The sequence below is a fragment of the Ruegeria sp. CL3 genome (genome assembly GCF_056536505.1).
In genome coordinates, this window is the sequence record NZ_JBQFPT010000002.1 from 312,003 (window position 1) to 337,268 (window position 25,266).

Here is a 25,266-nt window from a genome sequence, read left to right on the forward strand (position 1 = left end):
GTGGCACGTTTGCGCTAGATTGCCGGAACTTTGATCGCCCGTTTTCCGCCGAATTGGAAAATTCTTCCAATCACAAGAAAAACCGCTCATATCCTCCTTAGTTTTATCTGACCCTGTGGACTCTGACTCAGTGGCGGGGCACATGCCGTTTCAAATGCCAAGGTCACACTGGCGCACCATCACATCGACAAGAGAATTCCGATGACAATGTTAAGCAACCTCGCCCCCATTCCCGAACTCTACGTCTCTTATGACTCGGCCCAGAAGCTGAAGGTTGAGGCAGCGGATCTGACCAGCCATGACCTGTCTCCGCGCCAGATCTGCGATCTGGAACTGCTGATGAATGGCGGCTTCAACCCGCTTAAAGGGTTCCTGTCCGAGGCCGACTACGACAACGTGGTCGAGAACATGCGACTGGCCGACGGCACGCTGTGGCCGATGCCGATCACACTGGATGTGAGCGAAGAATTCGCCGAAAGCATCGAACTGGGCCAGGACATTGCCCTGCGCGACCAAGAGGGTGTGATCCTCGGCACCATGACCGTGACCGACCGCTGGACCCCGGACAAATCGCGCGAGGCCGAGAAGGTCTTTGGCGCGGATGACGATGCGCACCCGGCCGTCAACTACCTGCATAACGTGGCAGGCAAGGTCTATCTGGGCGGTCCCGTTGTCGGCATTCAGCAGCCCGTCCACTATGATTTCCGTGGCCGCCGGGATACTCCGAACGAATTGCGCGCCTATTTCCGCAAACTGGGCTGGCGCCGCATCGTTGCGTTCCAAACCCGCAACCCGCTGCATCGCGCTCACCAGGAACTGACCTTCCGCGCCGCGAAAGAGGCGCAGGCCAACCTGTTGATCCACCCGGTTGTTGGCATGACCAAGCCGGGCGACGTGGACCACTTCACCCGCGTGCGCTGCTATGAGGCGGTGCTGGACAAGTACCCGGCCTCAACCACCTCGATGTCGCTGATTAACCTGGCGATGCGCATGGCTGGCCCACGCGAGGCCGTCTGGCACGGCCTGATCCGCGCCAACCACGGCTGCACCCATTTCATCGTTGGCCGCGACCATGCCGGCCCCGGCAAAAACAGCCAAGGTGAAGACTTCTACGGCCCTTATGACGCGCAGGATCTGTTCCGCAAATACCAGGATGAAATCGGCGTTGAGATGGTCGACTTCAAGCACATGGTCTATGTGCAGGAACGCGCCCAGTACGAGCCGAATGACGAGATCCTCGACAAGGACAACGTCACGATCCTGAACATCTCGGGCACCGAACTGCGCCGCCGTTTGGCCGAAGGTCTGGAAATCCCCGAATGGTTCAGCTTCCCCGAGGTTGTGGCTGAGCTGCGCAAAACCAAACCACCGCGCAGCCAGCAGGGCTTTACCGTGTTCTTCACTGGCTTCTCGGGTTCGGGTAAATCCACCATCGCCAACGCGCTTATGGTCAAGCTGATGGAGATGGGCGGCCGCCCCGTGACGCTGCTGGATGGGGACATTGTGCGTAAGAACCTGTCGTCCGAGTTGGGCTTCTCAAAAGAGCACCGCGACCTGAACATCCGTCGCATCGGCTATGTCGCGTCCGAGATCACCAAGAACGGCGGTATCGCCATCTGCGCACCGATTGCGCCCTATGCCGCCACCCGTCGGGCCGTGCGGGAAGAGATCGAACAGTTCGGTGCCTTCTGTGAGGTTCACGTGGCCACCAGCATCGAGGAATGCGAACGCCGCGACCGGAAGGGCCTCTATAAGCTTGCCCGCGAAGGCAAGATCAAAGAGTTCACGGGCATCTCAGACCCTTATGACGTGCCTCAGAACCCTGAACTGAGCGTCGAAACCGAGAATGTCGAGGTCGACAATTGCGCGCATCAGGTTCTGCTGAAGCTCGAGAGCATGGGCCTGATCGCTGCGAACTAAGCGATTGAGCTAAGCCAGATTGGAAACGGCCTCCGGTCACCGGGGGCCGTTTTTCGTGCAAACCAACGACCGAGATTGACAAAGATGCGTGGCCTTGATGCAGTCAACCCAGTCAAGTTCGGTACGGCCCATCCACGATGCACCGCCTTCCTCAAATCGCCAGCTTCTGGTTTGGCTCCGATCTCAGCTGGCTCGAGGCGCTGTGCATTCAATCCTATCTGGACCATGGTCATTCCTTCACCCTCTACGCGGCGCATGACATCGCGAATATCCCGCCTGGCGTCGACCTGCGGCATGCGTCCGAGATACTGTGGCCCGCCCCTTTTGATCTACGGCCCGAAGATCGGCTGGGCGTTGCGGTGTTTTCGGACATTTTCAGGCTGAGGTTGCTGGAACGCACAGATTTCATCTGGGTGGATCTGGATGCGCTCTGTCTGAAGCCTTTCGATTTTGCGTCCCCTTTTGTCTTCGCCCCCTCTCAATCCGGCAAGTTTCCCAATGGGGTGCTCCGTCTGCCGCAAGAGTCCCAAACGCTTGCGCAGATGCTGGCATTTGTCACCTCTGCCAACCCGACCCAACCTTGGCGCGGGGCCAAACTGCGCAGACGCAATGAGCATCGCATCGCGGCGGGTGAGGCCTGGGGGATCGAGGCGTTGCCATGGGGATGTTCCGGCCCAAAGGCGCTGGGGCATTTTCTGCGTGAGACCGGAGAAGACATCCACGCTATGCCCGCCGATATGTTCTACCCGCTGGCGAATGAGGGGCTTTGGAAGCTGCACGACCCACGACTTCTGCCATCTGTCATTGAACGGGACGGTGTGCATTCCGTGCATGTCTTTGGGCATCAGAAGAAATTCATGGCCCAACAGACTGCTGGCCTGCCGGTGCGAGGATCGTTTCTCAGCACGCTATGCGCGCGCCACGGGATTGACCCACAAGACAACCCAATCGCACCGATGGCTTGGATGGGGTTTTAACCGGACGCGCCCGATAGCTCATGCCGCAGCGCCCGCACGGCGCGTTCTTCGAACTGACCGTATTCTGCGGCTGAGTCCTGAATCGCCTTCAGATGGGGTAGACGCTGTGCGTAGTCTTCTTCGGATGCAGACTGAATCGCTTGCTGTATCTCTGCCTGTGTCTCGCAGAGGATCATCCCCGCGGTGTCCATGAAATCCCCGATATTCGGGCAGCCCCAGTAGATCGGAACAGTCGCGCACAAGATCGAGTCGATCAGTTTCTCCGAGAAGTAATTCCGCTCCCGTACGTTCTCGATCACGACCGAATAGCGGTAAGGGGCCAGACCATCCGACTTCTGGTCGAAAGGCGTGTATCCCCGCCCCATGATGTCCACATCGGCCCCGGTTTCGCGGATCCAGTCGATCACGTCATGGCGTAGCTGGTGGCCCACGAGGTCTCGCTTGGCCGAGGCAATCAGCGAGCAGGATTTGACCTTCTCAGCCTGTAGCTCCTGCCAGTCTGGCACCATCGTCACGCCATAGGGTAGAAAAACGGCATTGGGCAGGTTTTCCAGTAGAACGTCGTGAAAGGTGAACACCCGAAAGAACCGCCGCCATGTCAGGCGCAGCTGTCGGTCATGCTTGGCGTGGATGGCCGACGGCTCGCCCATCACCAGTGAAATCCGCGCTTTCGTGCCCCGCCGCAATCGCCAGTGAACCGTTGAATTGGGATACATGATCAGATGATCCGTCGGCGCGAGGTCACCGACTGTTTTGCCCAGCAAACGATCGGGGCAGCCCTCGTGCCAGATCAGCTCGGACAGATGCAACTCGGCCAGTTTCGGGCCCAGACGGTGCCCGTAAGGCAAAACAGCAATCGCTTGAGTCATTGATCCGCCTCAGGCAAGTCGACCTGTCCGCGCATCAGAACATAGCCTTGCCCCGCCACCTTGATCCCGGTCATGGCATCGCTCGGACCGACACGCGTCACCGTTGCTTGCCCCGGGCGCCCCATGTCATGGCCTTGCTCAGCGATGAATTGGTCTTTCTTCATCAAACCGTATTTCCAAAGATAGGCCGCCATCGCGCCCGTGGCAGACCCAGTAAATGGGTCCTCGGGCGGGCTGGGCGGGGCCAGCAGCAGGCGCGAGAACGTATCCCCCTGTGTCGTCGCTCCCTGCAAGGTGACCAAAAACGGCTCTGCCATATCGGAACCAGAAAATCCCGCTAATGCTGCCACCTCGCGCAAAGGACCTTCGGCCAGCCGCGCTGCGCGCAAGGCGTCGTGATCCCGCAGCACGGTGATACAGAACGGCAACCCGGTAGAGACAAATCGCGGCGGAGAGATAATGGCCTCTTCAGGCAACGAAATCGCGCTGGCAACCAGATCGGCGGGAACATTTGCCCCAAATTCCGGCGCAACCTGCGTCATCTCAATCTCATCACCATTCAGACGAATGGCGACAAGGCCCGCCCCGGTTTCCAAAGTAAGAGAGTCACCCTCAACCAGACCGCGCGAACGAAGTGCCGCGACCGTTGCGATGGTCGGATGACCGGCAAAGGGGATTTCGCGACTGGCCAGAAAATACCGCACCCGGATATCGGCGACATCCGACGGGCCGGTAAAAGTACACTCGACCAGAGATGTTTCGCGCACATAGGCCATGCAGACCTCATCCGACAGATGGGCCGCGCCATGGACTACGGCGCAGCCATTGCCACCAAAGGCTTTGTCGGTAAATGCATCCACCCAGTCAAAATCGAACCAGCTCATCCAGCGTTTCCTTACATGCACATGCCATCCCGGATGCAATCCGGAGCTTGCGCATGTTTCGCTGGTGTCGGGCGGAATGTCACGCGCAAACGCGTGTGGCTGGGGCCGTTCAGTGAACGGCCACTGGCGAGAGATCATGCTCGCGGGCCAGCACAAAGGCCAGCTTGCGGTCGGCGACAAGCGCCAGTTGCTGCCCGTCTGAGTCATGAACGGCGTAAAGCTGATCCAGATCACCCGCCTGATCGCGCAGATCGCTGGGCAGATCGGCAACCTCAACCGTTTTGACATACACGATACGGTCGCCTTCGGTGTTGATTTCAATCGGTGTATTCATCGCTCTTACCCCTTCCGTATGTTGATTGTCTGCACCACGGTTTCCGGCACGGCGCGGGTTAGATCCACGTGCAGCAGACCGTTCTCCATTATCGCCTCGCCCACCTCGACACCGTCGGCCAGCACGAACATGCGCTGGAATTGACGCGCCGCGATGCCACGATGCAGAAAGATGCGCCCCTCGCTATCGTCGCGTTGACGGCCTCGGATCACCAGTTGGCGATCCTCGATGGTGATCGACAGATCCTCTTCCGCGAACCCGGCCACCGCCAGAGTGATGCGGTAGGAAAAATCCGAGGTCTGTTCGATGTTGTAGGGCGGATATCCTTCATTGCCAGCCTTTGCAGACCGTTCCAGAAGGCGTTCCAATTGCTCGAACCCCAACAGATGCGGGTATGAGCCCAAGGTAAGTTTTGACACGTGTTCTCGTCCTTTTATGTCAAAGCGACGTTTTGGGCGGCCCCGTTCTGGCAACCGCACAAGATAGAATATGGGAAGAAACCGGGAAGTCCACAAGGTCTGGCGCGATAACGTCTTGCACACTATCTTGTTGGGTAAGCACCACAACAAGCCCGAGTCGCCAATGAACGCGCCCACTGACCTTTCCATGAAAACCGACGAAGTTCTGCGGGTTGAGCTGGAGGTTTTTCGCCGTCAGCACCGCGATCTTGATGAGGCGATCGAGGCGTTGCAGGCCACGGGTACATCGGATCAATTGACGATCAAACGCTTGAAAAAGCAGAAACTGCGGCTGAAAGACATCATCCGCCTGATCGAGGATCGCCTGACCCCCGACATCATCGCCTGACGCATTGCCACGCATGCGGATTTGGCTATAGTGCGCGCTCTTTCGAACGGCAGGGACGCAAGCGGATGAGCGATGTGAAAGTGGGGATCATCATGGGCAGCCAATCGGATTGGCCCACGATGAAAGAAGCCGCCAATATCTTGGATGAATTGGGCATCGCGTATGAAAAACGCATCGTTTCGGCCCACCGCACCCCTGACCGCCTATGGGATTACGGCAAGACCGCTGCGTCGCGCGGATTGCATGTGATCATCGCAGGCGCTGGCGGGGCTGCACATTTGCCCGGCATGATGGCGTCGAAAACCCGCGTGCCGGTGATCGGTGTTCCGGTTCAGACGCGGGCGTTGTCGGGCGTCGACTCACTGTATTCGATTGTCCAGATGCCGAAAGGGTTTCCTGTGGCGACCATGGCAATCGGCTCGGCCGGTGGTGCCAATGCGGGTCTGATGGCGGCTGGTATTCTGGCCTTGCAGGACAGTGCTCTGGCCAAACGGTTGGACGCGTGGCGTGAGGCTCTGTCCGCCTCGATCCCGGAGGAGCCCGTCGATGAGTGACGCTTTGAAACCCGGCGCCCGGATCGGTATTCTGGGCGGAGGCCAATTGGGCCGGATGCTATCGGTCGCAGCCTCCCGCTTGGGGTTTGTGACACATATCTTTGAGCCGGGCGCGAATCCGCCTGCGGCGCAAGTCGCCGACCGCGTGACAACCGCGCCCTATGACGACGCCGACGCGCTGCTCGCTTTCGCCGACTCGGTCGATGTCATCACCTACGAGTTCGAGAACATCCCGACCGAGGCGTTGGACCTGCTGGAAGCCCACCGCCCAATCCGTCCAGGACGCGAGGCGCTGCGGGTCAGTCAGGACCGGCTGACCGAGAAGAATTTCCTGCAAGGTCTGGGCCTCAACACAGCACCTTGTGCGGACGTCACCGATCTGGCAAGCCTGAATACGGCCATTGAGGAAATCGGCACACCCGCGATCCTGAAAACCCGCCGGTTCGGCTATGACGGCAAAGGTCAGGCCCGCCTGCGCGCACCTGAGGATGCCGAGGCTGCTCTGGCCGATATGGCGGGCGCGCCTGCAATCCTTGAGGGATTTGTGGAGTTTTCGCACGAGGTCTCGATCATCGCGGCCCGCGGACTTGATGGTCAGGTCGCCTGCTTTGACCCCGGTGAGAACGTCCACCGCGACGGCATCCTGCACACTACAACGGTCCCTGCCCGCCTGCGCCCGGCGCAACGGACGGATGCGGTTCTGCTCGCGGCCAACATCCTGAATGCGCTGGACTATGTGGGCGTAATGGGGGTTGAGTTGTTCGTCACACCCTCGGGCCTGATCGTGAACGAAATCGCGCCTCGGGTGCATAACTCGGGCCACTGGACGCAGAATGGCTGCGCCGTCGACCAGTTCGAGCAGCATATCCGTGCCGTGGTCGGCTGGCCTTTGGGAGACGGGCAGCGGCATTCGGACGTGGTCATGGAGAACCTGATCGGCGACGATATGGACCGTGTGCCGGACCTGGCGCAGGAGCGGGACGTCGCCTTGCACCTGTATGGCAAAGCCGAGGTCAAGTCGGGCCGGAAGATGGGTCACTTCAACCGCATTGCTCGCTGAGGGAAATCGCGCAGTCTGCGCGATGCCTCCGGCGGAGGTATTTTTGAACAGAAGAAGATGGGGGGTCAGGCGAAAAATCTGGCCGCGATGTCGCCGGACATATGGCTGACACGCCCGCCAGCAAAGGTGGCGGCGACGCGGTGGGTTTTAGCGTCAAGGATGACGATATCGGCGCGTTGACCCGGCATCAGCGTGCCGCGATCTTTCAGGTCGAGAACTCGCGCGGGGCCGGATGAAACCAACGCCCAGGCCGCCGCAAAATCCAGCAACCCGCTTTTTGCCAACATCAACGCAGCGCGGCGCGGGCTGGGGTAGTGGTAGTCCGAGGCCAGAGCGTCACACAGCCCCATCGCGATCAGGTCCAGCGCGCTGGCGTTGCCCTTATGGGAGCCTCCGCGCACCACGTTAGGTGAGCCCAGGATGATGTGATCTCCGGCCGCGCGTGCGGCTTCGGCTGCAGCGAGGGTTTCGGGGAATTCAGCGATCGAAACACCGCGTTTGCGCCATCCTGCGCGGGTCTCAGGCGTGGCATCATCATGGCTGCCCAAGCGCACGCCGCTTTGGGTCAAGTCAGCGCAAAGCGCGTCAAGTGCGGCGGGGACTTCATCGCTGCGGGCATGCATGGATAGCAGCATCTCAAAATGCACATCGGGGTTGCGCCCCGCTTTCAGGGCCTGCCCCGTCAGACGCGGAGGTTTTCGCCCTTCGGCTAGGCGGTCATGCGGCAGGTGGTCGTTGAAGACGACATAAGGCACCTGCCAATCCGCAACCTTTTCGGCCAGCTCGTTATAGTCGTCCAGCATATGCGTCTCGAACCGCAATTGCGGGATCAGATCCGTGACGGTGCTGTCCTTGACATCGGCAATCGCCTTGAACACCTGCGAGGCAAAATCCGGCCCACGCACCCCGCCTTCCCAGCTGTAGAACTGGGCCAGAACGCCGGTGGTGATCCCATTGGCGGCAAGCTCGGCCTCGACCGACAGGATACCTTCGTTCATCTGCTTCATGGCACCACGGCGCGGGGCAATATGACGTTCGAACCCGTCCCCATGCAGGTCGATTATGCCGGGCAGAACCAAATAGCCTGACAGATCAACGTGTCGCCCGGTCCGGTCGCCCTGTACGACCCCTTCGGCAATTGACAAATCGGCGCGCGACAACCCAGCCTCCGGCAGCAGAACCTCTGCTCCGGTCAACGTCAGTTCCAATGCCGTCATTCCGTGCGCTCCGAGTCCGGCTCCGAGCAATCCTGCCCGATACAGATCTCGTCAATGACGTCCATCACCCCATCAAGCCAAGTGATTTGCGGGTCGAACTGTCCATATTCGATGAAGTGCAGCGCCTGGGCCATGACGCGGGGATTGTTCATCATAAAAGTATGCGTCACAGGCAGAACGATATGATCCGCCATACCTTCAACTCGGGTCGTGCGGATCGACACTTTGCCATCGTCTGGCCCATCAATCATCGACGAAAAGACCGGGTTCAGAGAGTTTTCACCCGCGATCACCCCAAGCTCGAACTCTACTGGAGGCAATTGGCGCGGGATACCCTCTGGGCCCGTGCCCAACTGCAGCCCTGCCGGACCGTTGAGGTAGCCGAACACCTCCCATGCGCCTAATTCATCAACCAACTGGCTGCCTTGATTGGGCGGCCCAAGCATGACAACGCGACCCAAATTCTCTGGTTCGTGATCCTGCAACCAATAGCGCAACAGGATACCGCCCATGGAATGCGCCACGACATTTGCGGTGTCGTCCCCGCATTTGGCGAACGCATCGGGCAGAGTTTGCTCGGCCAGTTCCGGAATGCCCAAATCGGTCGACGGATAACCAGGGCGAATGACTGTGTAGCCATGCACCTCGAACAATTGCTCCATCACCGAAAAGGACGCCTCGGTCCGAGCCAGCCCATGCAGCAGGATCACGCATTTCGCCTGGGCCGCAGCCGGGAGCAGGAGAAAAAATATGGCAAGCAGAACTCTCATACCCGCCAGATAAGGCCTAATTCGGTTCGGGGAAAGATGTGACCTCAGGTTCTGCGCTGTACTGCCAGCGCGATCCCGCCCAAAACCAGTGCCGCGCCGATGATCAAGCGCATGCTTGCCACCTCACCCAACAACACAATTCCCGCAACGATTGCGATGACAGGGACGCTGAGCTGTACGACCGCAGCGACCGAAGGGGCAAGCTGCGGCAACACGCGATACCAAAGCGCGTAACCAAGACCCGAGGTCACGCCTCCGGACAGAGCCGCCAGAAAGTAGCCAAACCCAGTCATCTGCCAAGTGCCGCCCGCCACCAACAAGGCCATAGCCGTGACGGGCAACGCGACGACAAAATTGGCCGCCGTGCCCTCTAACGCGTTCGGTTCGGACCGCCCGGCCAAGGAATAGGCGGCCCAGCCGATCCCTGCCGCAACCATCAGTGCAGCCCCCAAGGCGTCTACTTGCAAGGTCCCCGATGGCCAAAGCACATAGGCCAACCCGCCCAGCGCAACCGCTGCGCCTGCCAATTGGCGCACCGTCGGGGTCGCTCCGGTCATAGCCCCGACTGCGAACATGGTGATCTGAACGACACCAAACAGGATCAACGCCCCCAACCCGGCGTCCAGCGTCAGGTAAGCCACAGAAAAGCCAATCATATAGAGAGACAGTGACCCCGCCCCGATGATCCGACGTGGTGAGCGAAGCGGCAGAACCCCGCCTTTCAAAAGAACCAACACGGCCAGAACAACCGCCCCCGCGAGAACACGGACAACGGCGAACCCCGCAGGATCACTCGCCCCGCTCTCAATCGCCAGCCGGTTCAAAATCGAATTGGCCGCAAAGGCGCACATGGTGAGGGAGGTCAGAAGAAACAGTCTCATGAAACCCGCATAGCGCGTTGGCCACGCTTTGCACACTCACTTTCCAGCTAAGTGCAAAGCTCGCCCTTCTTCTGTTCAAAAATACCTCCGCCGGAGGCATGCCCGCGCAGCGGGTGTTCCAAACGCAAACGGGGCCGCCCAAAGGCGACCCCGCTCGTAAGCAGTTTTGCTTTCCCTCTCGGCAGCTTGGCCTTTCGGCCAAACGCCTGTCGGGGTCGGCAGAATTTCCTAACGGAAATTCGCCGTGCTTACATCATGCCGCCCATGCCGCCCATGTCGGGCATGCCGCCGCCCGCAGGCGCGCCTTCTTTGGCGGGTTTGTCGGCAACCATTGCTTCGGTGGTGACCAGCAGACCAGCAACCGAGGCCGCATCTTCCAGCGCGGTACGGACAACTTTGGCCGGGTCGATCACGCCGAACGAGAACATGTCGCCATATTCTTCGGTCTGCGCGTTGAAGCCGAATGCTGCGTCAGCGGATTCACGGACTTTGCCCGCAACAACCGCACCGTCAACACCTGCGTTCTCGGCGATCTGGCGCAGCGGCGCTTCGATTGCCTTGCGAACGATGTTGATGCCAGCGTTCTGGTCAGCGTTTGCACCTTCCAGAGTTTCCAGCGCTTTGCCGGCCTGAACCAGAGCAACACCACCGCCGACGACAACGCCTTCCTGCACAGCAGCGCGGGTCGCGTTCAGAGCATCGTCCACACGGTCCTTGCGCTCTTTCACTTCAACTTCGGTCATGCCGCCGACGCGGATAACAGCAACACCGCCTGCCAGTTTGGCAACGCGCTCTTGCAGCTTCTCACGGTCGTAGTCCGACGAGGTTTCTTCGATCTGAGTGCGGATCTGAGCAACACGTGCTTCGATCTCGGCTTTCTCGCCTGCACCGTCAACGATGGTGGTTTCGTCTTTGGTGATCTCGATCTTCTTGGCGGTACCCAGCATGTCCATGGTGACGGACTCGAGCTTCATGCCCAGATCTTCGCTGATGACCTGACCACCGGTCAGGATCGCGATGTCCTGCAGCATGGCTTTACGGCGATCGCCGAAGCCCGGTGCTTTGACGGCAGCAATTTTCAGGCCGCCGCGCAGTTTGTTGACAACCAGAGTTGCCAGCGCTTCGCCTTCAACGTCTTCCGCGATGATCAGCAGAGGCTTCTGCGACTGGATCACCTGCTCGAGCAGCGGAACCATCGGCTGCAGCGAGGACAGTTTCTTTTCGTGCAGCAGGATCATACAGTCGTCGAGTTCTGCGATCATCTTGTCTGCGTTGGTGACGAAGTAAGGCGACAGGTAGCCACGGTCGAACTGCATACCTTCGACAACATCGGTCTCGGTTTCCAGACCTTTGTTTTCTTCGACGGTGATAACGCCTTCGTTGCCAACCTTCTGCATCGCGTCTGCGATTTGGCTGCCGATTTCAGCTTCACCGTTGGCCGAGATGGTGCCAACCTGAGCAACTTCGGCCGAGTCTTTAACTTCGCGCGACGCTGCCTTGATGCCTTCAACAACCTTGGCTGTTGCCAGGTCGATGCCGCGCTTCAGGTCCATCGGGTTCAGGCCCGCTGCAACCTGTTTCAGACCTTCTTTGACGATGGACTGAGCCAGAACGGTTGCCGTGGTGGTGCCGTCGCCGGCTTCGTCATTGGTGCGGCTGGCGACTTCTTTCACCATCTGCGCGCCCATGTTTTCGAACTTGTCTTCCAGTTCGATTTCCTTGGCAACCGATACACCGTCTTTGGTGATGCGCGGTGCGCCGAAGGATTTGTCCAGAACCACGTTGCGGCCTTTGGGGCCCAGGGTCACTTTAACAGCGTCGGCCAGGATGTTCACACCTGCCAGCATGCGGTTACGGGCATCGGTGTCGAACTTGACGTCCTTTGCAGCCATGTCGTTTCTCCTTGAGAAATAAGTTGTAAATGAAGATCAGAGTGAAGCGCGGCGGCTTACTCGATGATCCCCATGATGTCGCTTTCTTTCATCATCAGCAGCTCTTCGCCGTCGACCTGAACCTCGGTGCCCGACCATTTGCCGAACAGGATCTTGTCGCCAGCTTTGACCGCCATCGCGATCAGCTCGCCGCTGTCCTTGCGTGCGCCTTCGCCAGTTGCGACGACTTCGCCTTCGCTGGGCTTTTCTTTTGCGCTATCAGGAATGATCAGGCCGCCTGCGGTTTTCTCTTCGCTTTCTGTACGGCGAACCAGCACACGGTCATGAAGCGGTTTCAATGCCATCTTTGTAGCTCCTTGGGCTCAAAGTTTATCTATCCTCCCCCCGCCGACTGGCGAGGCGTTAGCACTCAAGGGTAAAGAGTGATAACGACGCATAGCTAGGGGGTGCAAATCCCCGAGTCAACAAGCTGTGATGGATTTTTTTCGACCCAGACCCTCAATCAGGCTGGTCCCAACTATAGGCCCAGTGCTTCAAGCCCTCCTGCCCCGCATCCGTCAGGGCATAAACACCTTTTTCAACCTTGTCGAACCAGCCGTAGTGATTGGTGCGCATCAGCCGAGTGGCCTCGGCTACGCCTGTCGACTTCGCGACCTCGGCCCCTTTGCAGGCGCCATGTTCGGCAAGATGCGCCGCGCATTTCAAAGCATCCTGACGATAAGCGGTGACAATGCCGTGCCGCGTTGCGCCGCCAGAGTTCGGGTCGCCTTGCAGCCGATCAAACTCTCGCAGCATCAGGCCTGCTTTGACCTTGTTCTTGCGCGGGGCATAGGGGCCGGGATCGCACTGCACCTCGACCGCTCCGTCCGCGCGCACGGTGATCAGGCCCAAGCCCAACCTGCGGCAGAGCGCCAGATTGTCCCGCAACGCTCGACGCGCAGTGCGTCCGGTTGGCTTGCCGACCCCCAGATAGACCTGATCCGTGATCCTGAGCCGCGCGACGGCCTGATGGAACAAAGCCAGCGAAAAGCGCAGTTTCAGCTCGACAATCACCGGCTCGGACCCGTCGCGCACGGCCATGATGTCGGCTGCGCCAACCTCACCTTTTACGGTATAGCCCTGCCTCTCGAACAATGCCTTGATGGGGGGATAAAGATCCTGCTCGCGCTCCATGGCCCAATGCTATGCGTTTCGTGTCGAAATACCAGATGGGTCGCCTTGAATATGCTGTATTTGGATGCCTAAATCTTATGTCGTCTGTTTGACCAACCGAGGAAGGACCGCCTATGCGCCTGATGGCCCTTTTTGGACTATTGCTTCTGCCCCTGACTGCACATGCCGCCTGCGAAGGTCACGACCTGCGGCCCTTGATGTCGGAAGAGGATCAGGCCGCCCTGCAACAATCCCTTGCCTCGGTCCCCTACCCCGAGGGCAATCACTGGATCGCCACCAAGGGCGACACGACCCTGCACCTGATCGGAACACTGCACACCAACGATGCACGGATGGGGCCGGTCGTCGAACGGCTGACACCCATCGTAGCCCATGCAGACGCGATCTATTTCGAGGTCACCGAGGCCAAAATGGAAGCGTTCGAGCAAGGCCTGGCCAATGACCTGAGCCCGGTGATGATCACCGAGGGTCCCACCCTGATCGACCTGATGAGCGCCGAGGACTGGGCGGCCCTTTCGACTTCTTTGGCCGAGCGCGGCATTCCCAGCTGGATGGCAGCCAAAATGCGGCCCTGGTTTCTGAGCATGATGCTGGGCATCCCGCCCTGCCTGATGCAGAACCCGGATGCGAACCATGGAATGGATGCCCGCCTAACGGACGTGGCCGAGGCGCACGGGATTCCGCAACACTCGCTGGAGCGGATCGAAGACCTGATGGCGATGTTCGACACGCTTTCACTGGAACAACAGGTCGACTCACTGGTCCGCCTGTCCGGAGCAATGCAGGCCGATGCAAACCACCTCGCCACGATGGCCAATGCGTATCTCGAGGAAAAACATGCGCAGATCCTGCAACTAGCCCGGATTCAGGGGTTCGAGGCCTCGGGCCTGTCGCAAGAGGATTACGACGCAGAGTGGGCGCAGTTCGAACAACAATTGCTGGTAGATCGCAATAGCAGTTGGATGGACCATATCCTGCGCATTCAGGATCAGACGGCAGTCGTCGCGGTAGGTGCCGGGCATCTTAGCCAGACATACGGCTTGCTCTCGCTTTTGGAAAAGGAAGGCTACACGTTGACACGCGCGCCGTTCTGATTTCTCGGCATGTCAGACCAACGGTCGCAGCGGCCCGCAAGCGGGTGACAAGCCCTGTCTCGCGCCCTATAAGGCGCGCAAATTTCCAATCCGCAGGACGCTGACATGACAACCCTAGTATTTGGTCACAAATCTCCCGACACCGATTCCACCGGCTCTCCGATCCTGTGGTCGTGGTACCTGAACGAAGTCAAAGGCGAGCAGGCTGAACCCGTGCTGCTGGGCGAGCCCAACACCGAAGCCGCTTTCATGCTGCAGCGCTGGGACCTGCCCAAGCCGCGCATCATCGAAGACGTGGAAGCGGACGCTCCGGTTATTATCGTCGACACCAACAACCCGGCCGAGCTGCCCGCCAGCGTCAACAGCGCCGACATCCGTGCCATCATCGACCACCACAAACTGGTTGGAGGTCTGGAAACCAAAGGCCCTATCGATATCACCGTTCGCCCTCTGGCCTGTACTGCGACCATCATGGTCGACCTGATGGGTGACGACGCCGCCAAGATGCCTGAAGCCATCAAAGGCGCAGCGCTGACTTGCATCCTGTCCGATACGCTGGAATTCCGCTCGCCCACCACCACCGCGCATGACCGCGAGGTGGCTGAGAAACTGGCCGCAGAACTGGGTCTGGATGTCTCGGCCTATGCGGCGGACATGTTCGCGGCAAAATCGGATGTGTCCTCGTTCTCGGATGCCGAACTGATCCGCATGGATAGCAAGGAATACGAAGTTGACGGCACCAAGTTCCGTGTCTCGGTTCTGGAAACCACTGCTCCGGGCGTTGTTCTGGACCGCAAGGGCAGCTTGGCCGCGTCGATGGTTAACGTAGCAAAGGAAGACGGCGTCGATCAGGTGCTGCTGTTCGTCGTCGACATCCTGAACGAAGAAGCCACCCTGCTGGTCCCAAATGAATTGGTCAAAACCGTTGCCGAGAAAAGCTTCGGTGCATCGGTCGACGGCGACGCTGTGGTCCTGCCCGGCATCATGAGCCGGAAAAAGCAGATCATTCCGAACCTCAAGGTCTGAGACCTTACTCTAAGGCGCCCCAAGCGGGCGCCTTTTTCTTTGTGCGAGGCTCTGCCTCGCGCTCCGGGATATTTTTAGCCAGATGAAGTGCGGATCCCCTGCTTCTTCTGTTTCAAAATACCTCGGGGGAGTCGCGGCTTGCCGCGGCGGGGGCAGCGCCCCCTCTGGCAAAACCTGCCAAGCTCTGCCATAGGCTTGGCTGTCCGCAGACCATGCCAAAGGGAATCCCATGACCCAGATCATCTCCGCCCTCCACGAGATCTCCGACCGTTACAAAGTACTTTTTGTCGATCTTTGGGGCTGCGTTCACAATGGGATCACTGCGTATCCAGAAGCGGTTGCCGCGCTGCAGACCTACCGCTCGAAAGGCGGTTTCGTTGTTCTGGTGACAAACTCTCCGAAGCCGCGCGCGGGCGTCGCCGCGCAGCTTTCGCAGTTCAACGTCCCCGCTGACGCCTATGACACCATCGCAACAAGCGGCGACTCTGCACGTTCAGCCATGTTCCGCGGAACAGTAGGCGAAAAGGTTTACTTCATGGGCGAATGGGAACGCGATGCGGGGTTTTTTGAGCCGCTGAAGCTGTTGGACCATCCTGTTCATATCGAGCGCGTCCCTCTGGATCAGGCCGAGGGGATCGTCTGCTGCGGGCCGTTTGATACGATGGCAGATCCCGACGTCAATCGCCCTGACTTCCTCTATGCCAAGCAAAAAGGCATGAAGCTGCTATGTGCGAACCCTGACATCGTGGTCGATCGAGGCGAAGTACGGGAATGGTGCGCGGGCGCTTTGGCGAAGCTCTATACCGAGATGGGTGGCGAGAGCCTGTATTTCGGCAAACCCCATCCTCCGATCTATGATCTGGCGCGTCGGCGTGTGCAGGAAATGGATGTTGACGTCTCGGACAGCGACATTCTGGCTATCGGTGACGGTCCGCATACCGACATCCTTGGCGGCATGGGAGAGGGAATCGATACGCTCTTTATCTCAGGCGGGTTGGCCGCGGCCGAGACGAAAACGTCGCACCACCCCCACGCAGAATCCCTAAGCGACTATATAGAAAGTGAAAAGATCAATCCCACCTATACAATCGGGCGTTTGCGCTAGTCATTTTTCACTTGATTTTCTGCAGTTGCGAAGTAATAAAGTTGCCAACGGATGGCCGATGGTAGACTTTTATTGCTCGGCAGATTTCAAGTGAGGGCACCATGTTGGACAATCTTCCACGCGGAACGATCTGTATTGAAGACATCGAGATGGGCATGTCTCGCCACCTTCGCAAAGTGGTGACGGATGAAGATATCGAGATGTTCGCGCAGGTCTCGACCGACAGGAACCCTGTGCATCTGGACGATGACTACGCCCGCGATACGATCTTCGAAGGTCGCATTGCGCATGGGATGCTGACGGCCGGTTTGATCTCGGCCGTGATTGGCGAGCAATTGCCCGGTCATGGGACGGTCTATATGGGTCAGTCGCTGAAGTTTTTGGCCCCGGTGCGTCCCGGCGACATGGTCTATGCCGAGGTCAAGGTGATCGACATTGATTTTGCCAAACGCCGCGTGAAGCTGGACTGCCACTGCGCAGTCGATGGCAAAAAGGTTCTGGTCGGTGAAGCCATGGTCCTTGCCCCATCACGTAAGTTCGACTGAGCGAGTAGGCACGCAACCTTGCCGAAGAGGGGCTCAATCTCTGCGGCAATGACCGGCGCGCTGTATCCGTCATCGCTGAACCGAATGCCGCATTGCCCCTCACCATCGGAACGGGCTGAATTGTACCAAATTCTCAAAGGTCACGCTTGAACATACTGTTGATGAACAGTACCCAAAGCGCATGCAGATCATCCGGGACTTCCAGTATATCGAGCCAGAAGATCGCGGCGCCAGCGTGGCGATCGGGAACTTTGATGGCGTCCATGTGGGGCATCAGTCGGTTATCGAGCTGGCGCGCAATGCGGCTCCGAATGCGCCTCTGGGCGTGCTGACGTTTGAACCGCATCCGCGTGAGTATTTTGCACCCGATGCGCCTCCGTTTCGATTGATGCGCGGGAACGCGCGGGCGCACCGGCTTGAGAAGCTGGGTGTGCAGAAGCTATACGAGCTACCCTTCAATGCCGCTTTGGCTGGGCTGGCCCCCGAGGAATTCGCGCGTAGTGTGATCTGCGACGGTCTGGGCTTGTCTCATATCGTTGTGGGTGCCGATTTCTGCTTTGGCAAAGGGCGGGTTGGAACGGCGCAGGATATGGTCCGCTTTGGCGAGCAAATGGGGTTCGGCGTGACCATCGCCCCCTTGATGGAGCGTTCCGAGAACGTCGTCTCTTCGACCGCGATCCGAACCGCTCTCAGCGAAGGCCGCCCTGGCGATGCGGCAACCATGCTGGGCCATTGGCACCGCATCGAAGGCGAGGTCATCGGCGGCGAGCAGCGCGGGCGCGAGCTGGGCTTTCCCACCGCAAACATGTCGATAGAGGGCCTGCACCCGCCGAAATTCGGTGTTTATGCCGTACTGGTGGATGTTCTGGACGGCCCCAACAAGGGCTCCTACCAAGGCGCCGCGTCGATTGGCGTGCGACCAATGTTCAATGGTGAGGTCCCCAATATTGAGACGTTCCTGTTTGATTTCTCCGGCGATCTTTACGGTGCAACCCTTTCGGTCGGATTGGTCGAGTTTCTGCGGCCTGAAATGAAGTTCGATGGTTTGCACGGGCTGATTGCCCAGATGGATGCCGATTGCGCGAAATCACGCGACATTCTGGCCGCGCGATGAGCGTGGATCCGATCAACCGCGCGGGTCTGTCTCCGCGCTTTTGGGAACGCAAACCCCTGCGCAAGATGAACCAGCGCGAGTGGGAAGCCCTCTGCGATGGGTGCGGCAAGTGTTGCCTGAACAAGCTGGAAGACGAAGACACAGGCGAGGTCGCGCTGACCTGCGTCGCCTGCCGCCTTTTGGACGATGAAAGCTGCCGTTGCACCCAGTATGATATCCGGCACCAGTTCGTGCCCGAATGCATCGTCATGACCCCAGACAACATCGACTCACACGCCTACTGGCTGCCCCAAACCTGCGCCTATCGCCTGCTGTGGGAGGGCAAGCCTCTCTATGATTGGCACCCCTTGCTGTCTGGCACAGCCGATAGTGTGCATGCCGCCGGCGTCTCGGTTCAGGGGCGTACCGTTTCCGAGTTCGAGACCCCCATGGAAGAGTGGGAAGACTATATCATTGAGGAGCCGACCTGATGTATTTTGCCTCTGACAACTCCGGGCCTGTCCATCCGCAGGTACTGGCAAAACTGGCCGAGGCCAATCAGGGCTATCAGATGGCCTATGGGGCGGACACGCTGATGAATGAGGTCCGGGACCGCCTTCGCAGCATTTTCGAAGCCCCCGGCGCGGCGGTCTATCTGGTGGCGACCGGAACGGCGGCGAATTCACTGGCGCTGGCCACCCTCTCCAACCCGTGGGAGACGATCTTTTGCTCTCCGGTAGCGCATATCCACGAGGACGAATGCAATGCGCCCGAATTCTACAGTGGCGCCAAGCTGACCCTTGTGCCGGGTACTGACAAGATGACCCCCGCGGCCCTGCGCCGGACGATTTCCGTAGAAGAAACGCGTGGTGTGCATGGACCGCAAAGAGGACCGGTGTCCATCACACAAGTGACCGAGCGAGGGTCGGTTTATTCACTGGAAGAAATGCAAGCGTTGTGTGCGGTTGCGAAGGAGTATGACCTGCCGGTGCATCTGGATGGCGCGCGGTTTACGAATGCTCTTGTCGCGTTGGGATGTTCACCGGCCGAGATGACATGGAAGGCTGGCGTGGATGCGGTCAGCTTTGGCGGCACCAAGAACGGGTTGATGGGGGTCGAGGCGGTGATCTTCTTCGACGAATCCAAAGCCTGGGAGTTCGAGCTGCGCCGCAAACGCGGGGCGCATTTGTTCTCGAAGCACCGGTATCTGTCTGCCCAGATGGCAGCCTATCTGGACGATGATCTTTGGCTGACATCTGCCCGTCAGGCGAATGCAAACTGTGCTCGTCTGGCTGAGGGTCTTCGGGCGAAAGGAGCCGATTTCCTGCATGAGCCACAGGCCAACATGATCTTCGCCTCCTTCCCGCGCGCCAAACACCGCCAGCTTCATGCGGTGGGCGCCGTCTATCACCTGTGGGGGGCGCAGTTGGAAGGCGAAGATGAGTCAGAGCCTCTGCCCTGCCGTCTGGTCTGCGACTGGTCGATCAGCCATGAACAGATCGACCAGTTTCTATCCCATCTGTAGGCTCAGCCTTTCAACTCGGCCAAATGTTGGTCGAGGTCGTCAAGGCTGTCCTGCCCCCAGAACCGCTGACCATCCGGCGTGATGTAGAACGGAGCGCCGAAAGCGCCGTTCTCCACGGCCTCTTCCAGATTGGCAGCGTAGGTCTCCGCCCCCACCAAAAGGCCGCTATCGGCCAGGTCGGCATCGAACCCGGCTTGCGTCAGACAGTCACGGATCACGTCGTCCTTCGCAACGTCTTTCTCTTCAGCCCAACAGGCCCGCAGCAGGGATTGGCATAGTTTACCCACATCCCCCGATCCATCTTTGGCTGCCGCAATCACAGCGTAAGAGGACGGAGCCATATTGGTCGGCCAATGCGCCGGTTTTAGGTTAAACGGTACGCCAAGCTTTTTCGCGACCCGCACCAGATTTTGTGCGCGGTATTCAATGCGGGAGATATGCCGGTCTTTTGGTGGCGTCCCGCCCGTGCGCCCGAACAGCGCCATGATGTCCAGCGGTTTGTAATTGATCGTCGCGCCGTGCTTGGCTGCGATCTCCTCCAGCCGTGTGCCCGCCAGATAGGTATAGGGTGAAATTGTCGCAAAATAGTAGTCAATCTGGGTCATCTGCACTTTCTCCGCTGCGTTGTCTTTGCGGAACGGTAAGGCCATGCTAAGCGGTGTCAACATCACGAATCTGTCACATTGCCAACGCTGCCCGGGGACTCCAGCCGATGCCGACACTCCACGAACCCAAGCTGATTGCTGGGAACGCTAACCTTCCGCTTGCCGAAACCATTTCACGCCGCATGAGCCTGTATCGTGGCGTAGATCAGGGCCTGGTCGATGCCCGCGTCGAGCGCTTCAACGACGGCGAGATCTTCGTCGAGGTGTTCGAGAACGTCCGTGGCGAGGATATGTTCATCATCCAGCCGACCTCAAACCCGGCGAATGACAACCTGATGGAGCTGCTGATCATCGCCGACGCGCTGCGCCGCTCGTCCGCGCAGCGCATCACCGCCGTGATCCCTTACTTTGGCTACGCCCGTCAGGACCGCCGCACCAAGGCGCGCACACCGATCTCGGCCAAGCTGGTCGCCAACATGCTGACCGGCGCAGGGATCGAGCGGGTTCTGACCATGGACCTGCACGCGGCCCAGATTCAGGGCTTTTTCGATATCCCGGTGGACAACCTTTATGCCTCACCGATCTTTGCCTTGGATGTTAAAAACCAGTTCAAAGACCATATGGATGAGATCATGGTGGTCTCGCCCGACGTCGGAGGCGTGGCCCGCGCGCGCGAACTTGCCAAGCGGATCGAAGCCCCCCTGTCGATCGTCGACAAACGCCGCGAAAAGGCCGGTGAAGTGGCCGAGATGACCGTCATCGGCGATGTCAAAGACAAGATCTGCCTGATCGTCGATGACATGTGCGACACCGCTGGCACCCTGTGCAAAGCGGCGCAGGTGCTGCTGGACAACGGCGCGAAAGAGGTCCACTCCTACATCACCCACGGCGTCATGAGCGGCCCTGCGGTCGAACGTGTGACGAATTCGGTGATGAAGTCTCTGGTTTTGACCGACACGATCCAGCCAACCGACGCGATCCTGAAAGCCAAGAACATCCGCATCGTGCCGACCGCGCCGATCTTTACCCAGGCCATCCTGAACATCTGGAACGGCACCAGCGTCTCGTCCCTGTTCGAGGACAAGACCCTGACACCGATCTACGAATCCATGTACCAGATGGACTAGTCTGACAGGGCGGCTTGCGATAGCCGCCCTTTTCTTTTCAGCAGCGGCAGATTAGGACGCCCCTGCCCTTTCTCCACCACCATATAGCGGGACAGCGTTCTCATGACTGACACCAAACGCGTCGTTCTTTCCAGCGACCACGCCGCCATCGACCTGCGCCAAGCCCTTGCCGCACATATCGCCCAAGCCGGGTGGGAGGTCGTCGATATCGGCCCCACAACGCCCGAAAGCACGCACTACCCTCTGCACGGCAAGGCAGCGGCGGAACGTGTCGCCTCTGGCGATTGTACGCTGGGTATCCTGCTGTGTGGCACTGGCCAGGGGATCATGATGGCTGCGAACAAGGTTCCGGGTATCCGCTGTGGCGTCTGCTCGGATACGTTCTCGGCCCGTATGATCCGCCAGCACAACAACGCCAACATGCTTTCCATAGGCGCGCGCGTCATTGGAGAGGGTCAGGCCCTCGATATCGTGGATGCGTTTCTGACGGCTGAGTTTGAAGGCGGCCGCCACGCAACACGCGTGGACATGATCGAAGAATAACCAAAGCAATGGCCCGCATGAACTGCGGGCCAGAGAAGCGTCTTATGAGATGTCCCAATCATCCTCATGGGCAACCTCACCAATTGCCGTCCATGAGGCGCGGATACGCGCGATCTTCGTATCGGACCATGTGCGAAACACGGCCGTGAACCCTTCGGCGGTGATCTCTTCGGCCTGAACCTCGGCACGCAGAGCCGAGGATGTATCCACATCCCACAAAGACACTCCGATCTGGATCACCGGGGTTGACCGGAACGGCTGGCTGAATTTCACCGGGGAACGGCGTTCACGCGGGCCATTGCCTGTCCACATCTCGCCGCCGTTGGAAAAGTCCGAGAACAAAACAGTCTCGCCTTGATCAATACCTATGGGATGGGTGCGAAAAGTCTTCATATTTTTATGTCTTTAACTCGTAATTACCGGTACTTATTCCACAGATATCTCACAATCACGACAAAAAAACGGCCCCGCGAAAGCGAGGCCGTTCAATTCTTCTGCAGGTGAACCTGTTACAGGCTCATATGCGTTCCAAGGGCTTCCATATCGGCCAGCAGCTTGGCGGCTTCGTCGACGATGGACTGATCATCTCCTTCCTTGGCCGCGTCATGCGAGGCACGCGCGTCAGCGATCAGGTCATCGAGATGCGACCGGGTCACTTCGGCAACCGGAATGGCCTTTTCGGCCAGAACCGACAGGCCATCACCGTTGATCTGAGCAAACCCACCGGTCACCAGATATTCGCTGGCGCCTTCGGGTGCGTCGACCTTCAGGATGCCCGGGCGCAGCGTGGTGATCGTGGGGGCATGATCGGGCATTGCCGTCATATCCCCGTCCGCGCCGGGTAGCTGGACCGCGGTGGCCGCGAGCGAAGCAAGGCTCCGCTCGGGGCTGACGAGGTCGAATTGCATTGTGTTTGCCATCAGGGATACTCCTTAGGCGGCTTCTGCGGCCATCTTCTCCGCTTTGGCGATCACTTCGTCGATGCCGCCAACCATCAGGAAGGCCGCTTCGGGCAGGTGATCGTATTCGCCAGCCACAACAGCTTTGAACGATGCGATGGTCACGTCCAGAGGAACCTGAACGCCGGGCGAACCGGTGAAGACTTCGGCAACATCGAACGGCTGCGACAGGAAGCGCTCGATCTTTCGGGCACGGGCAACGGTCAGTTTGTCTTCTTCCGACAGTTCGTCCATGCCGAGGATGGCGATGATGTCCTGCAGCGACTTGTAGCGCTGGAGGATCTGCTGAACGTCGGTCGCAACCGCGTAGTGCTCTTCACCAACGATGGCCGGGTCCAGCAGACGCGACGACGAGTCGAGCGGGTCAACAGCCGGGTAGATACCCTTTTCCGAGATCGCACGGTTAAGAACGGTGGTCGCATCCAAGTGAGCAAACGAGGTGGCCGGCGCGGGGTCGGTCAAGTCGTCCGCAGGCACGTAGATCGCCTGCACCGAGGTGATCGAGCCCGACTTGGTCGAGGTGATGCGTTCTTGCAGAGCACCCATGTCGGTCGCCAGTGTCGGCTGGTAGCCCACCGCCGAAGGAATACGACCCAGCAGAGCCGAAACCTCGGAGCCCGCTTGCGTGAAGCGGAAGATGTTGTCGACGAAGAACAGAACGTCGGTACCGGACTGGTCGCGGAACTGCTCGGCCAGGGTCAGACCAGTCAGAGCAACACGTGCACGCGCACCCGGAGGTTCGTTCATCTGACCGTAAACCAGCGCAACCTGCGATTCCGACAGGTTGTCAGGCTTAATAACGTTCGATTCGATCATCTCGTGGTAGAGGTCGTTCCCTTCACGGGTCCGTTCACCAACACCCGCAAACACCGAGAAGCCCGAGTGCACTTTTGCGATGTTGTTGATCAGTTCCATGATCAGAACGGTTTTACCAACGCCGGCGCCGCCGAACAGGCCGATCTTACCGCCTTTGGCGTAGGGGGCCAGCAGGTCAACAACCTTGATGCCGGTGACCAGGATTTCCGACTCGGTCGACTGTTCGTCGAACTCGGGTGCGGGCTGGTGGATTGCGCGGGCTTCAGTTGCTTCAACTGGGCCTTTTTCGTCAATCGGTTCGCCAACAACGTTCAGGATGCGGCCCAGAGTTGCGTTACCAACCGGAACCGAGATCGGTGCGCCAGTGTCGGTTACAACTTCGCCGCGGACCAGACCTTCGGTCGCGTCCATCGCGATGGTACGGACGGTGTTTTCACCCAGGTGCTGAGCAACTTCCAACACCAGGCGCTTGCCGTTGTTGGTGGTTTCCAGCGCGTTCAGAATTTCAGGCAACTGATCTTCGAACTGCACGTCGACGACGGCCCCGATGATCTGTGTGACTTTGCCTTTTGCATTCGCCATGTTTCGTCTCCGGTTTTCTTACAGCGCTTCGGCGCCGGAAATAATTTCAATCAGCTCGTTGGTGATCACGGCCTGACGCGAGCGGTTGAACTGAATCGTCAGCTTGTCGATCATCTCACCCGCGTTGCGTGTCGCGTTATCCATCGCGGACATCCGTGCACCCTGTTCAGACGCTCCGTTTTCGAGCAGAGCCGAGAAGATCGCGGTCGCAACCCCCTTGGGCAGCAGGTCGGCCAGAATGGCCTCTTCGCTGGGCTCGTAGTCGAAGATTGCACCGCTGTCGTCACCTGCCGCTTCGTCCTCGAACGAGGCGGGGATAACCTGCTGTGCCGTCGGGATCTGGGTCACAACGTTGACGAACTTCGAGTAGAAGATCGTGGCAACATCGAACTCACCCGCATCGAAGCGAGACAGGACGTCCTTCGCGATGTCTTGCGCATTGGTGTAGCCAATACGTTTGACTTCGCTCAGGTCGACATGACCTACGAACAAATCGCCCAGATCGCGCTTGAGCGCGTCGCGGCCTTTTTTGCCAACGGTCAGAACTTTGACCGCTTTGCCTTTGCCGCGCAGCTCTTCAGCTTTGGCGCGGGCCAGCTTGGCGATGTTCGCGTTGAAGCCGCCACACAGGCCGCGTTCAGCTGTCATCACAACCAGCAGATGGACATCATCACTGCCCGTACCACGGAGCAGCTTGGGGGCGCTGTCGCTACCCCCGACCGAAGCCGCCAGCCCCGCCATCACGGCATTGAACCGCTCGGCATAGGGGCGCGAGGCTTCAGCAGATTCCTGGGCGCGGCGCAGTTTTGCTGCCGCGACCATCTGCATGGCCTTGGTGATCTTGCGGGTCGATTTGACCGACTCGATCCTGTTTTTAAGGTCCTTCAGACTAGGCATCGGAACCTCCT

At 59.2% G+C, this 25,266-nt stretch carries 29 protein-coding genes; 14 read left to right on the forward strand and 15 right to left on the reverse strand.

What is annotated here, in order from left to right:
- Positions 1-201: 201 nt before the first annotated feature.
- Complete coding sequence (locus ACR0NO_RS03865) at positions 202-1,920, forward strand: bifunctional sulfate adenylyltransferase/adenylylsulfate kinase (protein ID WP_480723033.1); 1,719 nt, start codon at positions 202-204, stop codon at positions 1,918-1,920.
- A 137-nt stretch (positions 1,921-2,057) separates the two neighbouring features.
- Positions 2,058-2,897 (forward strand): hypothetical protein, encoded by an 840-nt coding sequence (locus tag ACR0NO_RS03870; RefSeq protein ID WP_480723034.1) that lies wholly within the window; start codon positions 2,058-2,060, stop codon positions 2,895-2,897.
- Here ACR0NO_RS03870 and ACR0NO_RS03875 read toward each other — a convergent pair.
- From ACR0NO_RS03875 to ACR0NO_RS03890, 4 genes are all read right to left on the reverse strand, one after another.
- Complete coding sequence (locus tag ACR0NO_RS03875) at positions 2,894-3,766, reverse strand: hypothetical protein (protein WP_480723035.1); 873 nt, start codon at positions 3,764-3,766, stop codon at positions 2,894-2,896. The genes ACR0NO_RS03870 and ACR0NO_RS03875 overlap by 4 nt on opposite strands.
- Complete coding sequence (locus tag ACR0NO_RS03880) at positions 3,763-4,650, reverse strand: PhzF family phenazine biosynthesis protein (protein ID WP_480723036.1); 888 nt, start codon at positions 4,648-4,650, stop codon at positions 3,763-3,765. Before ACR0NO_RS03880 ends, ACR0NO_RS03875 begins: the two co-directional genes overlap by 4 nt.
- A gap of 109 nt (positions 4,651-4,759) precedes the next feature.
- Positions 4,760-4,984, reverse strand: a complete 225-nt coding sequence (locus tag ACR0NO_RS03885; RefSeq protein ID WP_170374662.1) for a DUF1150 family protein — start codon at positions 4,982-4,984, stop codon at positions 4,760-4,762.
- Between the two features lie 5 nt (positions 4,985-4,989).
- Positions 4,990-5,403, reverse strand: a complete 414-nt coding sequence (locus ACR0NO_RS03890) for an Hsp20 family protein (RefSeq protein WP_058275530.1) — start codon at positions 5,401-5,403, stop codon at positions 4,990-4,992.
- A gap of 163 nt (positions 5,404-5,566) precedes the next feature.
- On the opposite strand from ACR0NO_RS03890, the gene ACR0NO_RS03895 reads away from it, so the two are divergent.
- From ACR0NO_RS03895 to ACR0NO_RS03905, 3 genes are all read left to right on the forward strand, one after another.
- The gene (locus tag ACR0NO_RS03895; protein WP_037308505.1) at positions 5,567-5,791 is read left to right on the forward strand and encodes a YdcH family protein; all 225 of its coding nucleotides are present in this window, start codon (positions 5,567-5,569) and stop codon (positions 5,789-5,791) included.
- A 65-nt stretch (positions 5,792-5,856) separates the two neighbouring features.
- Entirely contained in the window at positions 5,857-6,345 is a 489-nt protein-coding gene (gene purE / locus ACR0NO_RS03900) for a 5-(carboxyamino)imidazole ribonucleotide mutase (RefSeq protein ID WP_480723037.1), read from the forward strand.
- Complete coding sequence (locus tag ACR0NO_RS03905) at positions 6,338-7,405, forward strand: 5-(carboxyamino)imidazole ribonucleotide synthase (RefSeq protein WP_480723038.1); 1,068 nt, start codon at positions 6,338-6,340, stop codon at positions 7,403-7,405. Before purE ends, ACR0NO_RS03905 begins: the two co-directional genes overlap by 8 nt.
- A gap of 65 nt (positions 7,406-7,470) precedes the next feature.
- Here ACR0NO_RS03905 and ACR0NO_RS03910 read toward each other — a convergent pair whose 3' ends face one another.
- From ACR0NO_RS03910 to ACR0NO_RS03935, 6 genes are all read right to left on the reverse strand, one after another.
- Positions 7,471-8,622, reverse strand: coding sequence for an alpha-D-ribose 1-methylphosphonate 5-triphosphate diphosphatase (locus ACR0NO_RS03910; RefSeq protein ID WP_170689251.1), 1,152 nt, complete (start codon positions 8,620-8,622; stop codon positions 7,471-7,473).
- Entirely contained in the window at positions 8,619-9,392 is a 774-nt protein-coding gene (locus tag ACR0NO_RS03915) for an alpha/beta fold hydrolase (RefSeq protein ID WP_480723039.1), read from the reverse strand. Before ACR0NO_RS03915 ends, ACR0NO_RS03910 begins: the two co-directional genes overlap by 4 nt.
- Positions 9,393-9,436: 44 nt before the next feature.
- Positions 9,437-10,273, reverse strand: coding sequence for a DMT family transporter (locus ACR0NO_RS03920; RefSeq protein ID WP_480723040.1), 837 nt, complete (start codon positions 10,271-10,273; stop codon positions 9,437-9,439).
- 248 nt (positions 10,274-10,521) lie between these two features.
- Entirely contained in the window at positions 10,522-12,165 is a 1,644-nt protein-coding gene (groL, locus tag ACR0NO_RS03925; protein ID WP_480671808.1) for a chaperonin GroEL, read from the reverse strand.
- A gap of 56 nt (positions 12,166-12,221) precedes the next feature.
- A complete protein-coding gene (gene groES, locus ACR0NO_RS03930; protein WP_170352338.1) occupies positions 12,222-12,509 on the reverse strand; it encodes a co-chaperone GroES in 288 nt (95 codons plus the stop codon).
- 154 nt (positions 12,510-12,663) lie between these two features.
- Entirely contained in the window at positions 12,664-13,338 is a 675-nt protein-coding gene (locus ACR0NO_RS03935) for a DUF2161 family putative PD-(D/E)XK-type phosphodiesterase (RefSeq protein WP_170643144.1), read from the reverse strand.
- Positions 13,339-13,460: 122 nt separating this feature from the next.
- Here ACR0NO_RS03935 and ACR0NO_RS03940 point away from each other — a divergent pair, with 122 nt between their 5' ends.
- From ACR0NO_RS03940 to ACR0NO_RS03970, 7 genes are all read left to right on the forward strand, one after another.
- The gene (locus ACR0NO_RS03940; protein WP_480723041.1) at positions 13,461-14,432 is read left to right on the forward strand and encodes a TraB/GumN family protein; all 972 of its coding nucleotides are present in this window, start codon (positions 13,461-13,463) and stop codon (positions 14,430-14,432) included.
- A gap of 105 nt (positions 14,433-14,537) precedes the next feature.
- Entirely contained in the window at positions 14,538-15,458 is a 921-nt protein-coding gene (locus ACR0NO_RS03945; protein WP_170680358.1) for a manganese-dependent inorganic pyrophosphatase, read from the forward strand.
- A 229-nt stretch (positions 15,459-15,687) separates the two neighbouring features.
- Complete coding sequence (locus tag ACR0NO_RS03950; RefSeq protein WP_480723042.1) at positions 15,688-16,563, forward strand: TIGR01459 family HAD-type hydrolase; 876 nt, start codon at positions 15,688-15,690, stop codon at positions 16,561-16,563.
- A gap of 101 nt (positions 16,564-16,664) precedes the next feature.
- Positions 16,665-17,108 (forward strand): MaoC family dehydratase, encoded by a 444-nt coding sequence (locus tag ACR0NO_RS03955; RefSeq protein ID WP_074736482.1) that lies wholly within the window; start codon positions 16,665-16,667, stop codon positions 17,106-17,108.
- A 181-nt stretch (positions 17,109-17,289) separates the two neighbouring features.
- A complete protein-coding gene (locus ACR0NO_RS03960; protein ID WP_480723043.1) occupies positions 17,290-18,222 on the forward strand; it encodes a bifunctional riboflavin kinase/FAD synthetase in 933 nt (310 codons plus the stop codon).
- On the forward strand, positions 18,219-18,692 hold the full coding sequence (locus ACR0NO_RS03965) for a YcgN family cysteine cluster protein (RefSeq protein WP_480723044.1): 474 nt from the start codon (positions 18,219-18,221) through the stop codon (positions 18,690-18,692). Before ACR0NO_RS03960 ends, ACR0NO_RS03965 begins: the two co-directional genes overlap by 4 nt.
- Complete coding sequence (locus ACR0NO_RS03970; protein WP_480723045.1) at positions 18,692-19,726, forward strand: threonine aldolase family protein; 1,035 nt, start codon at positions 18,692-18,694, stop codon at positions 19,724-19,726. Before ACR0NO_RS03965 ends, ACR0NO_RS03970 begins: the two co-directional genes overlap by 1 nt.
- A gap of 2 nt (positions 19,727-19,728) precedes the next feature.
- On the opposite strand, the gene ACR0NO_RS03975 is transcribed toward ACR0NO_RS03970, so the two are convergent.
- Complete coding sequence (locus tag ACR0NO_RS03975) at positions 19,729-20,331, reverse strand: DsbA family protein (RefSeq protein ID WP_480723114.1); 603 nt, start codon at positions 20,329-20,331, stop codon at positions 19,729-19,731.
- Positions 20,332-20,438: 107 nt separating this feature from the next.
- Here ACR0NO_RS03975 and ACR0NO_RS03980 point away from each other — a divergent pair, with 107 nt between their 5' ends.
- Together ACR0NO_RS03980 and rpiB are read left to right on the forward strand one after the other, a co-directional pair.
- On the forward strand, positions 20,439-21,458 hold the full coding sequence (locus ACR0NO_RS03980; protein ID WP_170555864.1) for a ribose-phosphate pyrophosphokinase: 1,020 nt from the start codon (positions 20,439-20,441) through the stop codon (positions 21,456-21,458).
- 102 nt (positions 21,459-21,560) lie between these two features.
- Positions 21,561-22,001 (forward strand): ribose 5-phosphate isomerase B, encoded by a 441-nt coding sequence (rpiB, locus tag ACR0NO_RS03985; protein WP_480723046.1) that lies wholly within the window; start codon positions 21,561-21,563, stop codon positions 21,999-22,001.
- 42 nt (positions 22,002-22,043) lie between these two features.
- Here the strand turns inward: rpiB and ACR0NO_RS03990 are convergent, their stop codons facing one another.
- The 4 genes from ACR0NO_RS03990 to ACR0NO_RS04005 all read right to left on the reverse strand — a co-directional run bounded on the left by ACR0NO_RS03990 (position 22,044) and on the right by ACR0NO_RS04005 (position 25,255).
- Positions 22,044-22,394 carry an H-type lectin domain-containing protein gene (locus ACR0NO_RS03990; protein ID WP_480723047.1) on the reverse strand — a complete coding sequence of 117 codons (351 nt, stop codon included), beginning with the start codon at positions 22,392-22,394 and terminating at the stop codon, positions 22,044-22,046.
- A gap of 116 nt (positions 22,395-22,510) precedes the next feature.
- A complete protein-coding gene (locus ACR0NO_RS03995) occupies positions 22,511-22,921 on the reverse strand; it encodes a F0F1 ATP synthase subunit epsilon (protein WP_475216431.1) in 411 nt (136 codons plus the stop codon).
- Positions 22,922-22,933: 12 nt separating this feature from the next.
- A complete protein-coding gene (gene atpD, locus ACR0NO_RS04000) occupies positions 22,934-24,358 on the reverse strand; it encodes a F0F1 ATP synthase subunit beta (protein ID WP_170460468.1) in 1,425 nt (474 codons plus the stop codon).
- A gap of 18 nt (positions 24,359-24,376) precedes the next feature.
- The gene (locus tag ACR0NO_RS04005) at positions 24,377-25,255 is read right to left on the reverse strand and encodes a F0F1 ATP synthase subunit gamma (RefSeq protein WP_480723048.1); all 879 of its coding nucleotides are present in this window, start codon (positions 25,253-25,255) and stop codon (positions 24,377-24,379) included.
- Positions 25,256-25,266: the final 11 nt, after the last annotated feature.

Coding starts and splice junctions, on each gene's coding strand:
- groL (WP_480671808.1), bottom strand. CDS start 12,165: ATGGCTGCAAAGGACGTCAAGTTCGACACCGATGCCCGTAACCGCATG.
- ACR0NO_RS03905 (WP_480723038.1), top strand. CDS start 6,338: ATGAGTGACGCTTTGAAACCCGGCGCCCGGATCGGTATTCTGGGCGGA.
- ACR0NO_RS03990 (WP_480723047.1), bottom strand. CDS start 22,394: ATGAAGACTTTTCGCACCCATCCCATAGGTATTGATCAAGGCGAGACT.
- ACR0NO_RS03870 (WP_480723034.1), top strand. CDS start 2,058: ATGCACCGCCTTCCTCAAATCGCCAGCTTCTGGTTTGGCTCCGATCTC.
- ACR0NO_RS03865 (WP_480723033.1), top strand. CDS start 202: ATGACAATGTTAAGCAACCTCGCCCCCATTCCCGAACTCTACGTCTCT.
- ACR0NO_RS03945 (WP_170680358.1), top strand. CDS start 14,538: ATGACAACCCTAGTATTTGGTCACAAATCTCCCGACACCGATTCCACC.
- ACR0NO_RS03965 (WP_480723044.1), top strand. CDS start 18,219: ATGAGCGTGGATCCGATCAACCGCGCGGGTCTGTCTCCGCGCTTTTGG.
- ACR0NO_RS03915 (WP_480723039.1), bottom strand. CDS start 9,392: ATGAGAGTTCTGCTTGCCATATTTTTTCTCCTGCTCCCGGCTGCGGCC.
- ACR0NO_RS03875 (WP_480723035.1), bottom strand. CDS start 3,766: ATGACTCAAGCGATTGCTGTTTTGCCTTACGGGCACCGTCTGGGCCCG.
- ACR0NO_RS03910 (WP_170689251.1), bottom strand. CDS start 8,622: ATGACGGCATTGGAACTGACGTTGACCGGAGCAGAGGTTCTGCTGCCG.
- ACR0NO_RS03960 (WP_480723043.1), top strand. CDS start 17,290: ATGCAGATCATCCGGGACTTCCAGTATATCGAGCCAGAAGATCGCGGC.
- ACR0NO_RS03980 (WP_170555864.1), top strand. CDS start 20,439: ATGCCGACACTCCACGAACCCAAGCTGATTGCTGGGAACGCTAACCTT.
- ACR0NO_RS03895 (WP_037308505.1), top strand. CDS start 5,567: ATGAACGCGCCCACTGACCTTTCCATGAAAACCGACGAAGTTCTGCGG.
- ACR0NO_RS04005 (WP_480723048.1), bottom strand. CDS start 25,255: ATGCCTAGTCTGAAGGACCTTAAAAACAGGATCGAGTCGGTCAAATCG.
- ACR0NO_RS03995 (WP_475216431.1), bottom strand. CDS start 22,921: ATGGCAAACACAATGCAATTCGACCTCGTCAGCCCCGAGCGGAGCCTT.
- ACR0NO_RS03950 (WP_480723042.1), top strand. CDS start 15,688: ATGACCCAGATCATCTCCGCCCTCCACGAGATCTCCGACCGTTACAAA.
- ACR0NO_RS03970 (WP_480723045.1), top strand. CDS start 18,692: ATGTATTTTGCCTCTGACAACTCCGGGCCTGTCCATCCGCAGGTACTG.
- ACR0NO_RS03975 (WP_480723114.1), bottom strand. CDS start 20,331: ATGACCCAGATTGACTACTATTTTGCGACAATTTCACCCTATACCTAT.
- atpD (WP_170460468.1), bottom strand. CDS start 24,358: ATGGCGAATGCAAAAGGCAAAGTCACACAGATCATCGGGGCCGTCGTC.
- rpiB (WP_480723046.1), top strand. CDS start 21,561: ATGACTGACACCAAACGCGTCGTTCTTTCCAGCGACCACGCCGCCATC.
- ACR0NO_RS03885 (WP_170374662.1), bottom strand. CDS start 4,984: ATGAATACACCGATTGAAATCAACACCGAAGGCGACCGTATCGTGTAT.
- ACR0NO_RS03955 (WP_074736482.1), top strand. CDS start 16,665: ATGTTGGACAATCTTCCACGCGGAACGATCTGTATTGAAGACATCGAG.
- ACR0NO_RS03940 (WP_480723041.1), top strand. CDS start 13,461: ATGGCCCTTTTTGGACTATTGCTTCTGCCCCTGACTGCACATGCCGCC.
- ACR0NO_RS03935 (WP_170643144.1), bottom strand. CDS start 13,338: ATGGAGCGCGAGCAGGATCTTTATCCCCCCATCAAGGCATTGTTCGAG.
- ACR0NO_RS03880 (WP_480723036.1), bottom strand. CDS start 4,650: ATGAGCTGGTTCGATTTTGACTGGGTGGATGCATTTACCGACAAAGCC.
- purE (WP_480723037.1), top strand. CDS start 5,857: ATGAGCGATGTGAAAGTGGGGATCATCATGGGCAGCCAATCGGATTGG.
- groES (WP_170352338.1), bottom strand. CDS start 12,509: ATGGCATTGAAACCGCTTCATGACCGTGTGCTGGTTCGCCGTACAGAA.
- ACR0NO_RS03920 (WP_480723040.1), bottom strand. CDS start 10,273: ATGAGACTGTTTCTTCTGACCTCCCTCACCATGTGCGCCTTTGCGGCC.